A 13,775-nucleotide genomic window follows, 5' to 3' on the forward strand; every position below is an offset into this window, starting at 1 on the left:
TTGCCCCAGCTGATACAGCCCGGGGAAGGTTGCTACCGCTCCTGCGACTTTGTGCTGACAGGCTCTCCTGAATGCCATTCGTCCTGCCTGCATCAAACAGCTGACGGACAGGTTCATGCTGTCTGGATTGGCGGGGCTGAACATGCCGCAGTGGATGCGTGTGTCTGGGGGGCTGTGTATAACCTGAGTGCGAATAGCTGGGGCAACAAGGTTCTGATCGCCAATGGTCAGGAAGACGCAATGAGCGCTTGTTTGTCTGAGGCAGCCAAATATCCATGCTGGGATCCGGTTCTTTATCAGGAACAGGAACAACTGATTCTATTTTACAAGATTGGCATCAACCCAAGGCAGTGGCATGGTGTGTTCAAAATATCTAATGACAATGGGATAAGCTGGGAGCCGGCGGTAAAGCTGAATGGCAGGCTGGATTTTGAAGGCGTTGAAAATAAGTCGCCCAGAGGTCCTGCACACAAGCCACAAAGAACACAGAATGGTTGCCTGATTTGCGCTTCAAGTGCTGAATTGAAAGAAGAGAACAGTGGCACAATTAAATGGTGTGGTATTCATCTTGAACTATTGCCGAGTGGAGCGGCATTCAATAGCTCATGGAAGACAGTACAACTACAGGATGATCCTTACAAATTTTTTCCCATTCACCCTGTGCTGCTGAAAAAGGAAGAACGACAGTGGATTATGCTGTGTCGCAGTCGAAGTGATACAGGAAAAAGAATTATCCAGAGCATATCGAATGATGATTGTGAAAGCTGGAGCACTTTCACGGCTATTGATTCATTGCCGAATCCTGATGCCAATTTTGATGCCATCCGTCTGACCGATGGGCGGTATTTTCTGGTGTACAACCATGCAGTCAAACAGGCAGGAATAAACCGGACCGGACGTCATCTATTGAATGCAGCAATTTCTGAGGATGCTCTGGCATGGGAACCAATTCTTACGCTGGAGCATGATGAGAGCGAGAAGCTGGAGTACTCCTATCCTTCTGTAATTCAAACTCATGATGGTTTGATTCATATTTCCTATACATGGGAGAGAAGAGGAATCAAACATGTTACGTTGAGTACTGATTTTCCCGAACCTTCCGGGTCTTGAAAGTAATTAAGGGGGAGATGCAACGTCCCTGTCAGTAAACGACTAACCTTTATAGACTTCAGCTTCATCCGGATCACAGCTGATAGCCGCATGCGGCTGGCCGGTTAACAGCTTCTGAAACTGTTCCCGTTCCAGATGAACCAGCTCCCGGTGGTTACCCCCTTCGATATAGAGATCCTGAACGGCATTCAGTTCATCATCCCAGCAACAGTCCATGCCATAGGCAGAACCAATAGCAGGTACAGCGCCTGGCTCACAGTCAGGAAACAGTCCGGATATTTCATCTTCACTGGCCAGTCGAAGATGGCGGTCGAGCTTGAGGTTTATCCACCCCAGCATGACTTTATTAATGGAGGGAACAATAGCCATTACGTAGCCTTCAGCGTCGTGTAAAACAACACCTTTGGCCATTTGTCGGGAAGGCACACAGGCTGCTCTTGCGGTATTTACGGTTCGTTCTGAATAGGGGTGGCAGACAACATCATAATCGGCCTGATTTTCAGTTAGAAAGTGTTGCAGATGATTAGCAATTGACATGCTGACAGCTCCTGCCTGCCTGGGGCGTGTTCACAATTAGCCATGGGTAGTTGGTCGCATGTTTAATTGTGAACACACCCTAACTGATATTTGAGAGTTTAATTATTGGCAATTGGGTGAAAGCAGGGGTGAAAATCTGGAAAAAGTTTCAATACCAATAAATTCTATAAAGCTTCGTTAATATTCCGGGTTGAGTTTCTACTACTTATAGTGTCAACTACGCACCCTATAGGTTTTATCCCCTTGTGTTTTGTTGCGGGTATCAATTTGGAGTCACAGGGGCGTGACCTATAGCGAACCGGTTTCACTGAGAACAAACGGATAACCTCGATGATGTCAAAACGGCCACTTTTGCTGGCGCCACTCCTGCTGGCTCCTTCCGGCGTATGGGCAAGTATGCCGGAGCTGGTGGATGCCACATCCCACCCCCTCGCTTATCTTTGTATCGCCATTTTTGTCATTGCCTACCTGGCGGTTATGGCAGAAGAAAAGCTCCACCTGCGCAAATCCAAACCGGTTATTCTGGCAGCCGGATTAATCTGGGTGTTGGCAGCGACTATTGCGACTGAGCAAGGCGTAGCGCATGAAGCTGTACATAAGGCGATTATGTACAATCTGGAAGAATACAGCAGTATGTTCCTGTTCCTGCTGGTGGCAATGACCTTTATCAATGCCATGGAAGAACGACAGGTGTTTGCAGCCTTGCGGGACTGGATGGTGAACCAGGGATACAGTTACCGCATGCTGTTCTGGGTAACCGGTGTTCTTGCATTCTTCATTTCTCCAATCGCTGATAACCTGACAACCGCACTGTTGATGGGTGCTGTTATTATGGCCATGGGCTCAGGTAGCCCGCAGTTTGTATCGCTGGCCATGATTAACGTGGTTGTTGCCGCCAATGCTGGTGGTGCGTTCAGCCCATTTGGTGATATCACCACCCTGATGGTATGGCAGGCCGGAAAGATTGAATTCTTCCAGTTCTTTGCATTGTTTATGCCGTCTGTCGTGAACTTTATCGTACCTGCAGTGATTATGGGGCTGTTTGTACCCAAGGGGCGTCCACCAGCCAACGAAGGTGTTGTGGCCAGAATGCGTACCGGTGGTGCCGGGATGTGCCTGTTGTTCCTGCTGACTATCGCAATGGCAGTTACTTTTGAACATGCACTGGGCCTGCCGCCGTTTATGGGTATGATGACCGGCCTGTCGTTGCTGATGTTCTACTGCTATCACCTGAAGCGTCAGGGTACTCACAGTCAGGTAGAAAATCGCAACGATATGAACCCGATGATGCCGCTGGATGCCAACGAGTTTGAGCAGAAGAATGTTGATATCTTCACTCAGGTACCGCGGGCGGAGTGGGATACCCTGCTGTTCTTTTTCGGTATTATTTTCAGTGTGGGCGGTCTTGGATACCTGGGTTATCTGGAGCTTGCTTCGGTTCGTATGTACACCGACCTGGGTCCGGACTTCACCAATATTACAGCCGGTATTGTCTCTGCGATTGTTGATAATATCCCGGTGATGTTCGCAGTGTTGTCCATGAACCCTGAAATGGATTCTTTCCAGTGGCTGCTGATTACCCTGACCGCCGGTGTTGGTGGCAGCCTGCTGTCAATCGGTTCTGCCGCGGGTGTTGCGCTGATGGGTGCATCCAAGGGCAAGTACACCTTCCTCGGTCATCTGCGCTGGAGCTGGGCGATTGCCCTGGGTTATATCGCCAGTATCGGACTGCACTATTTGTGGAACAGTCCGGTCTGAGTGTGAAACAGCCCGGTCTGATAGCCCGGCTGGATAACACAACAAATAGAGAGTAATCGAGAAAAGCCCTGCATTTGCAGGGCTTTTTTTTGAGTTAAAGAAAACTACGAATAAATATGCGGGTAGTTGAATAAAGTAATCGAACCGACCATTTGGCTGTTATATTAATTGATACAAGTCAGCTTTTTGCTGGTTATCTTGCTTCATGTAAAAGCTGTATCTTGATGGGTACGTATTTTTACGTCTAGTATCGGTAAAGTTACGAGGCGGATCACTTCAGGTTGTGTGATCAGGCTGTCGCTTTGAGTCCTGACTGTACTTCGATCTGCTAGCTGCATTTTCGGTCTGAATGCGTGATGGCATTCTGACTTCTGATCTATCTGAAGAATCCCCCTTTGCTAACCCTGACATCCTTCAGCGTCTGTTGTGAGTGCTCGTATATATCGCAACTGTCGTCTGATGAGTGTTTACCCAAGGCTTTAGCCAACAGTTGTTAGTTGTGAAAGGGAGAGTTGGTTCGTCATGGCCAGTAAACTGCGCCTTCAGGCACTTGAACCCCGTGTGTTACTTGATGCTGCCGGTATGGCAACTGCAGCTGAAACAGTCGTAGCTGATTCCACAGCTGATGCTGTAGAGCCCGGTGCAGGCAGCTCTCCTGAGGCCTTTGGGGCCTTTATGGCAGCATCGAACCCTTCCGATCCTGCTGTTCCCGATACAGATGTTCTACCTCCGGTTATTTCTGCTGGCAGCGATCGCAGAACAACGGAAGACACTTCCCTGAGCCTGGGTGATATCTCAGTCAGTGACAACACTGAGGGCGATACAGTTGTACTGACGATCAAGCTGAGTGGCGACAATAATAACTTTGCGTCAGATGCCATCGGACAGGTGACATTTGGTGATAGCAGTGATGTCACTCTGAACCGCAATGGCAATACACTGACTTTGTCTGGTGCTGTAAACGATATAAATCAGACGCTGAAAACCATGCAGCTTGATCCGGGCGAAAACTACAATGGCGGTTTGTCGCTTGAGTTTTCAGCCGTTGACAAGGCCGGTAACACTGCTGAGTTGAAAACACTCGATATTGATGTGGTTGCTGTTAATGATGCGCCCACGCTTGGCAGTAGTTCGGTGAGTGTTGATGAAGGAGGGGCTGTCAGTTTTGGTGGCAGCTTTGATTTCAGTGACCCGGATATTGGCAGTGGCAATCAACAGGAACAGCAGATGATTGTCAAGGTTACCGGGCTTCCAGCCAAGGGTACTTTGACTTTCAATGGTTCCAAAGTCGTTGAAGGTTCCACTTTTTCCTATGACCAGCTGAGTCAGCTGAATTACCAGCATGACGGTAGTAATGTTTCTCCGGGAGACACTGACGGGTTTACTGTCACCATCAATGACGGTGCCGGACAGCAGACCAGTGACACTACAATCAATATCAATCTTAATCCGGTCAATGATGCACCGGATATCGGCGTGGTTGACCGGAATGTTGATCACCCCTATCAGGGCAGTATCAATGCTCCAGGGCTGACGGTATATGAAGGCACATCATCCCCGCTGGGTCTGAAGGTCACAGATATCGATGACAATCTTGATAACAGCACCATTACCCTCGGTAATCTTTCAGACACCCTGAAGGCCGAGGGGCAGCTGTTTCTGGATACGAATGGTGACGGTATTTTTACAGCCGGTACTGACCAGGATCTTTCAGCCGGCGGCAGCTTTAATGGCAGTGACCTTGACAAACTGACTTACAGTCATAATGGTGCAGAGCCAAATACGGCTGGAGATTACAGTTTTACCCTTAGTGTAACGGACAGCGGCGGTGGTCAGGGCCCGGGCCATGAACTGACTGTTACCAAAGAACTGTCTCTAAACATCGAACCGGTTGATGATGATCCCACTGTCGATATCAATCCAGTGGTCCTGCCCGATGATCAGAGCAGTATTGTGCTGGGGAGTGGTAGTCTGGATGCCTCTGATCCGGATAATGTGGATGCCAATCTGGTTTATACCCTTGAGCAAACACCTCAATATGGCCATCTACAGCTGAATGTTGGCGGTACCTGGTTCACTCTGACCCAGGGCACACGTTTTACCCAGGAGCAGATTAATACCGGACAGGTACGTTATATCCAGACGCAGGGTGTCGATCAGCCCACCACCGATAGTATTCAGTTCTCGCTGAGAGATTCAGTTGTTCAGGGCAGGAATGACGCCGGTTTTATCTACGGTGGTGTCAAAGACACAGACGGTAATATTGAAACCCAAACCCTGCAAATTACTGTGAATCGGGATCAGGGTGATACGGGAGGGCCGGGTACAGGCTATCCGGTACTGCAGCCAACGCTTCCGGAAAATAATACCGATCCGGGTTATACCATGCCGGCCTTTGATGAAGGCGGCAGTGTTGTTATTGAAAAAGGACTGCTGGATTACACCTTCAAATCTTCCGACGGCACCTATACTGTCCCGCCTGCAGAAACGGTCTATACTCTGACCCGCCTTCCGGCCAACGGCGTTATCAAGGTTGATGGCAAGGCCATCGGAGCCTACGGCACGTTTACCCAGGATGATATCAATCAGGGGCGGGTGACGTTTGAGCATAATGGCAGTGAAGATCATATTTCCAGCTTCAGTTATACCGTCGGTGATGGCAGTGCCCGAACAGCAACAGAAGCAAATACCGGTGAAATAACCCTCAAAGCAACCCCGATTAACGATGCACCCACCGCCCATGGCGGTATGGTTGATGTTATTGAGCAAACCAATACCGGCAAGGATGGCATTGTTAACCTGACAGACAAGCAGCTGGTGATCCGGGATCCGGATGGCAGTCTTGATCAGGAAACCCGAACCGGTGAAGGTCTGGAGGATTCGCTGTGGTTCCGGGTCAGTGATTTGCCGGACGATGGCTCGCTGCAGTACTGGGATGGTGACAGCTGGGAAGCGGTAACAGCGAATATGTGGCTCAGCACCGATGTGCTGAAACCTACAGCAGATGGTCAAAGCAGCGGTCTGAGATATGTCCATGCCGGTGGCGATGCTCAGGAAAACCTGACTGATGGTTTCAGGTTTGTCGTTCGTGATGACCTGACTGCACCTGCTGATGGCGAAGTGGTGCGCTCCGGGCAGACTGAACCGGGGCAAGGTCATTTCAGTCAGGATGCTACTGTCAGAATCGATGTGGCGGCATTCAACGATGCCCCCATTGAAACAGTCAATAACGAGCTGGTACTGACCGAAGGCGACAAAGCCGTTATTACTGCAGACAGCCATCTTGGTTATTCAGATTCGGATAACAACACTATTCAGCGCCAGTACCGGCTTACTGAAGATGTTCAGAACGGTAAGCTTTACCTGAATGGCAAACTGTTGGGCAAGGGCTCAACATTTACCCAGAGTGATATCGACAGCGGCCGTCTGAGCTATGAGCATGATGGCAGCGAGACCCAGGCTGACAGTTTTAAATTCATCGTCAGTGACGGTGCAGCCGATGCTGCAGAATCAACCTTCAATATTGTTATCCGGCCGGGTAATGATTTTGCCACCATTGATGCGCCTGATCGTGTCGATGGCTCAGGTCAGCGCACAATTGATTTTACCGGTAATAACAGTATCACCATCGGCGATGTCGATCTGGATCAGCTGGATGCCGGTGAAACAGATGAGCTGACAGTCACGTTGGCGCTGGTCAGTTCGGGTGCACCGTATGCCGGGGCTACTCTTGCAGTCACCAATAGCCCGCTGGTGCATGGCAATGGCACCAATAGTATCACTATCACCGGAACCAAAGCCCAGGTTCAGAGTTTGCTCGACAGCCTGCAACTGACGACCAGCCAGTCCGGTAATGGTGATGATGGAGGCCAGGACAAAGATACGGCGATTGACCTCCAGATCACCGTTGATGATCGCCTGTCCGGCAATCCGAATGTAGCCAATGGGGGCGAGTTTAATGATGGCGGGGAGGCTGTAGGCGAAAAAAATGCAGTAACCAAAACAGTCGAAGTACTGCTATCCAGCGTTAATGACAAGCCGGATATTATTGTTGCTCCAGGCACACCTGTTACCTTGAATGAGGATACCTCACATACCTTCGGTAATCTGATCCGGATTCAGGATCCGGATATCTTTGATAAATACCTGACGGTCAAACTGAGTGTGGGTGAAGGTACCCTGACACTGCCCGACAGTTACAGCAGTATGATCAGCGAAGGTGCTAATGGCAGCCAAACGCTGACACTGATCGGTAATGCGAGTGATATCAACCATACACTGGCTGAATTACAGTACCAGGGTAATGAGAATTTCAATGGCAATGATGCACTGACTGTTGAGGTTGAAGACACTCATGCCGGTGGTGATGCCCTTACTGATATTGAAGTTATTGCTATTCAGGTTACACCGGTCAATGATGCGCCGGTTCTTGATGTACCGGGTAAGCAGTATCTGGACAGCGGAACAAAGGTCACCTTCGGTAAGGATTCGGGTAATGCCATTGTTGTCAGTGACCCGGCTGATAGTGGTTATGCTTCATTTACCGGTCAGGCAAAAGTCACTGTTTCAATTAATGACCCGGGCGCTTTACTGAACCTTGGTAGTGTCGTTGATTCATCACTGACTATTACCGGCAACGGTACCACTGAAATCACCCTTCAGGGCTCGATTGATCAGATTAACAAGGCACTGGATGGATTAAGCTATACCGCTTCCAATCCGGACAGTGATCAGTCTTTCAACCTGAAAGTCATCGTTGATGATCTGAATAACGGTGGCGCAAATGATATTGACCCTGTTGAAAAGCAAATTGCGATTGATGTCAGTAACACCAATGATGCGCCTGTCATTACGATTGGTGATGGCACCAAATCGGTTAATGAAGATTCAACGCTGGATCTGTCGCTGATATCTGTGAATGACCCTGATTCCTTTGATAAAGACATCACTGTTTCCCTGACACCGAAAAACGGCACTGTCTCGATTGATGGACAAACCGGGACAGCAGGCAGCCCTCTGGTATTGCGAGGTACCCAGGCTGAAGTAAATGCGCTTCTGGCCAAGCTGCAATTTACGCCGACCAAAGACTTCCATGGTCAGGCTCAGATTGAAGTTACGGTTGATGATCTGGGGAATGTCGGTGCCGGCAGCGCCCGTCAGGATTCAGCCGTTCTGAATATTACGGTAGATCCTGTTAATGACCGCCCCACACTGACAAAGACCCCGATCTTTGTCGACCCGGTTAATGAAGACAGCACAGCTGTAGATCAGGGAGGCAATGTCATTATTCCGCCGGGAAGTGCAACAGAGCTGGTTGATTTGCTGGGTGACCATTTTAATGATGATACGGATGATCAGAGCGGTACTCCTGGTGGAGGGAATACTGAAACACCTCTGAGTTATGTAGCTATTGTCGGTAACTTTTCAAACAGTGACCAGGGACAGTGGTATGTCGTTATAGATGGAAAACCTGTCCAGATACCTCAGGAACCTGCTCACAGGTTGGGGTCCAGCCACGCCTTTGTTGTTCCGGCTGATGCCGAAATCATCTTCAAGCCCGCAGAAAATTTTCATGGCACCCCGGGTAAATTAACCGTCAGGGTCGCTGACGGTTCGAGTAATCTGGAAACCAGTTACGATAGTGACACTGGCCATATCAGCTATAAAAATCTCAGTAAGAATGGTGGTACCGGCAAGACGGGATCCTGGGATGCGGGGCATGTAGAAATAAGAACTCAGGTTCAGAACGTAAATGACAAGCCCGCTGGAACTGATACTTCCATGCCCGGTGTCAGTGAGGATCTGACGGAAAACAATATTCCAGGCCATACCGTACAGGATCTGTTCGGCCCTGTTTATAACGATAACACTGATAACCAGACTGGGATCAGCGGTGGTGGTGATGCCCGTACGCCTCTGGGCGGCATTGCCATTACCGGTAATGCACATGATGCCGCCAATGGCCGCTGGCAGTATTCCATGGATGGTGGCCAGAGCTGGCAGGATATTCCGGTTGATGGCTCGGGTAATGAGTTATCTGACGACAATGCCATTCTGCTGGATCTGGACGACCAATTGCGGTTTGTTCCGGCAACTGACCAAGCTGCAGATATTGCTCCACTTGAAGTCAGACTGTCTGATCAGCCGGTAGCGTCAGCAGATAATGCTGATATAGGCTCAACCGGCCAGACTGATCACTGGTCCGATGCGATTGAGTTATCGACATCGGTTATTGGTCAGAATGACAAACCGGTGCTGGGGGGAACTGCAACCAATCCGGTAGTAACGGAAAATCAAGGCTATGGCACCGGTTCCGATTGGACTGATCTGGTTGCCGATGGCTCGGCATCTGTGACTGATCCTGATTTTGATAACCCCAGCTTTGGAGGCGGGATTATTGAAGTTCGGCTGGGTAACTCTTTTACCGGCGATCAGCTCCGGCTTTCAAAGACATTTGATAGCGTACAGTCAAGTGCGTACAGCAATGGTGTACTGACAATACAGCTTAACAGTAAGGCGACTGCCAGCAATGTCGAAGCTATTCTCGAAAGTATCCAGTACAGAAGCACCAGTGATAACCCGGATAATTACGGCACCAACACCGAGCGCAGTTACGAAATCAGTCTGACCAGCGACGGTAATAATGACGGAAAGGCTGGTGGTCCTGACTCTCTGGGCAGCGACACGACCATTTCAGGCACCATTACCATCAAGGCTACCAATGATGCGCCGGAAGCTTTTGATAATATTGATAGGGCTGAAGAAGATAGCACCACGCCTGTAACCGGCAATATTATTCTGGATCGGGATTCGAACGGGCAGTCTGACAATGACCTCGATAATCATGTCGGAGATCTGAGCGTCGACAGCATCAAGGCCATTGGTGGTAGCAACGGCACGTTTGATTCTGCGGGTAATGCAACCATTCAGGGTAAGTATGGTTCGCTGACTATCAATAAAAACGGAACCTACAGTTACCAGCTGGATAATTCTCTCGATGCAGTGCAGAAGTTATTGCCCGGCGATGAGCTGGTTGAAAACTTTGAATACACCATTAGCGATGGTCAGCTGAGTAGTAATACGGCTGAGCTAATGATTATTATTGATGGCACCAATGATGCGCCGGTCGTAACAGGTTCGGTTGAAAGTCAGCAAAATCATGATGGGCAGCAGGTGGCACCGGTTGATGTTTCGGGTGTGTTTTCTGATGTTGATCAGGGTGACTCTCGTGAGTACAGCGCATCCAACCTGCCTGAAGGGTTGAGTATTAATCCCCTGTCCGGAGTGATTAGCGGAACCCTTGCGGCATCAGCGTCACAACGCAGCAGTGATACTGTTGTTGTGACCATGACCGATGGTGAGGGTGAGTCAGTTTCATACAGCTTTGAATGGTCTGTTGAAAATCTTGCTCCCGAAGCTGCGAATGACACCGCCGAAATCATTGAGAACAATGCCAGCATTGATGGCAATGTCATCACCAACTCTGATCATGACGCTGCACCGGACTCTGACCCGCTGACTGTGGTGGAAGTGGGAGCCGGCAACAGTAATACCGGCACGGTTGGCGAAGCAACTACGGGCAGCTATGGCCAGCTGACCCTGAACAGCGATGGCAGCTACATCTATCAGCTGGATAACAGCAACGCCGATGTGCAAAAGCTGGCCGGTCCGACTGAAACCCTGACCGAGACGTTTACCTATAAAGTTTCTGACGGCAATGGCGGCTTTGATACAGCAACCCTGACCATTACCATCCGCGGTACCAACGATGCCCCGATTGTGGAAACGGCACTGGGTGATCAGAGCAGTACCGATGGCCAAAGTGGTGTGGCAGTCGATATCAGCACCGGCTTCAGTGACTACGACCAGGGTGACCAGCTGACCTTTAGCGCGACCAACCTGCCACCGGGACTGAGTATCAGTGACAAGGGCCTGATTACCGGCACCCTCGATCCTTCCGCGTCACAAGGCGGAACCGATGGCAGCTACAGCGTCACCATTACTGCCACTGATAAACAGGGGCTGACAGTTCAGCAAACCTTTAACTGGAAGGTGATCAATCTTGATCCGCAGGCTACTGATGATGCCGGGCAAGTAACTGAAGATGGTGGAGCACAAACCGGTCAGCAAACTCATGGCAATGTGATCGACAATGATGCGGATACTGCTCCAGACAGTGATCCGCTGAACATTGTTGATGCCGATACCGGCAACCATAGCGGTCAGTATGGCCAGCTCACCCTGAATCAGGACGGCAGCTACAGTTATACCCTGAATAATAGTCATCAAGCAGTACAGGCACTGGCTCAGGGTCAGACTCTGACGGATCGGTTCAGTTATACCGTCAGCGACGGGCAGGGCGGTACGGCAACAGCCACGCTGGTGATTACGGTCAACGGTACCAATGATGCACCGGATGCAGTTGCCGACAGCAACAGCACTAACGAAGATACCGCGATTACCAAAGCCAACAGTGGCTCGGTGCTCACTAATGACACTGATATCGATAACAATGCCACCCAAGCGGTATCCAAAGTCACCAACCCGAATGGCGATACCGCAGTCCCGGGCGAAGCGATCCGCGGCAGCAATGGCGGTCGTTTTACCCTGCATGAAGACGGCACCTATGACTTCGATCCGGGCAATGACTTCCAGGACCTGCAGCAGGGCGAACAGCGCACGACAGAGATTGAGTACACCGTCACCGATGAACACGGTGCGACTTCAACGGCAAAACTGGTGATTACGGTCGGTGGGGTGAATGATGCACCGACCGCCGGTGATCTGACTGACCAGACGCACAACGATGGTGATACGGTCACTATCGATCTGAGTGGTCGTTTCAGTGATGTGGATGCTTCAGACAAGCTGACCTACTCACTGGCTGATGGCTCCGATGCCCTGCCGCAGGGCCTGACTCTGAATGCCGATGGTACACTTACCGGCACCATTGATCGCAACGCCTCACAGGTCAATAGCGGCCAGTACAGTATTACGGTCCGAGCCAGTGATGGTCAGGGCGGGCATGTCGATCAGACCTTTAGCTGGACGGTTAATAATCCAGCACCTGAAGCTGGCAATGACACCGCCGAGATTATCGAAAACAGTGCCAGCATTGATGGCAATGTCATCACCAACTCCGATCATGACGCTGCACCGGACTCTGACCCGCTGACTGTGGTGGAAGTGGGAGCCGGCAACAGTAATACCGGCACGGTTGGCGAAGCAACTACGGGCAGCTATGGCCAGCTGACCCTGAACAGCGATGGCAGCTACAGCTATCAGCTGGATAACAGCAATGCTGATGTCCAGAAGCTGGCCGGTCCGACTGAAACCCTGACTGAGACGTTTACCTATAAAATCTCTGACGGCAATGGCGGTTTTGATACCGCAACCCTGACCATTACTATCCGCGGCACCAACGATGCCCCGATTGTCGAAACGACACTGGGTAATCAAAGCAGCACTGATGGCCAAAGCGGTGTAGCAGTGGATATCAGCACCGGCTTCAGTGACTACGATCAGGGTGACCAGCTGACCTTTAGTGCAGCGAACCTGCCACCGGGATTGAGTATCAGTGACAAGGGTCTGATCACTGGCACCTTGGATCCTTCTGCATCGCAAGGTGGTACTGATGGTAGCTACAGCGTCACCATTACTGCCACTGACAAGCAAGGGTTAACAGTTCAACAAACCTTCAACTGGAAGGTAGTCAATCTTGATCCGCAGGCCGCTGATGATGCCGGGCAGGTCACCGAAGACGGAGGTGCGCAGACCGGGCAGAGAAACAGTGGCAATGTGATTGATAACGATGCTGATACTGCCCCGGACAGTGATTCGCTCACCATTATTGATGCCGACACCGGCAACCATAGCGGTCAGTATGGTGAGCTCACCCTGAACCAGGATGGTAGCTACAGCTACACCCTGAATAATGATCATCCGGCTGTACAAGCACTGGCTCAGGGTCAGACCCTGACTGACCGCTTCAGCTATACCGTCAGTGATGGGCAGGGCGGTACAGCAACAGCCACCCTGGTGATTACGGTTAACGGTACCAACGATGCCCCGAATGCGATTGCCGACAGCAACAGTACCAATGAAGACACCGCGATCACCAAAGACAACAGTGGCTCGGTGCTCACCAATGACACCGATATTGATAACAATGCTACTAAAGCGGTATCCAAAGTCACCAACCCGCATGGCGATATTACAGTCCCAGGCGAAGCTATCCGTGGCAGCAATGGTGGACGTTTTACCCTGCACGCCGACGGTACCTATGACTTTGACCCGGGCAATGACTTCCAGGATCTGCAACAGGGTGAACAGCGCACGACAGAGATTGAGTACACCGTCACTGATGAGCA

4 protein-coding genes are annotated in these 13,775 nt (G+C 50.5%); 3 read left to right on the forward strand and 1 reads right to left on the reverse strand.

All coding sequences use genetic code 11. The annotated features are described in order from the left end of the window. Positions 1 to 1,110 (forward strand): exo-alpha-sialidase, encoded by a 1,110-nt coding sequence (locus ACYZZ0_RS10250; protein ID WP_461536523.1) that lies wholly within the window; start codon positions 1 to 3, stop codon positions 1,108 to 1,110. A gap of 42 nt (positions 1,111 to 1,152) precedes the next feature. On the opposite strand, the gene ACYZZ0_RS10255 is transcribed toward ACYZZ0_RS10250, so the two are convergent. Then, positions 1,153 to 1,647, reverse strand: a complete 495-nt coding sequence (locus ACYZZ0_RS10255) for an aminoacyl-tRNA deacylase (protein ID WP_461536524.1) — start codon at positions 1,645 to 1,647, stop codon at positions 1,153 to 1,155. Between the two features lie 333 nt (positions 1,648 to 1,980). Between ACYZZ0_RS10255 and nhaD the strand changes: the two genes are divergently transcribed. Both nhaD and ACYZZ0_RS10265 read left to right on the forward strand, forming a co-directional pair. Continuing rightward, positions 1,981 to 3,405 carry a sodium:proton antiporter NhaD gene (gene nhaD, locus ACYZZ0_RS10260; RefSeq protein WP_461536529.1) on the forward strand — a complete coding sequence of 475 codons (1,425 nt, stop codon included), beginning with the start codon at positions 1,981 to 1,983 and terminating at the stop codon, positions 3,403 to 3,405. 522 nt (positions 3,406 to 3,927) lie between these two features. Further along, the coding region (locus tag ACYZZ0_RS10265) for an Ig-like domain-containing protein (protein WP_461536525.1) at positions 3,928 to 13,775 on the forward strand (9,848 nt) is incomplete at its 3' end.

The organism is Spongorhabdus nitratireducens, from assembly GCA_947387575.1.
GTDB lineage: Bacteria > Pseudomonadota > Gammaproteobacteria > Pseudomonadales > Endozoicomonadaceae > CANDOC01.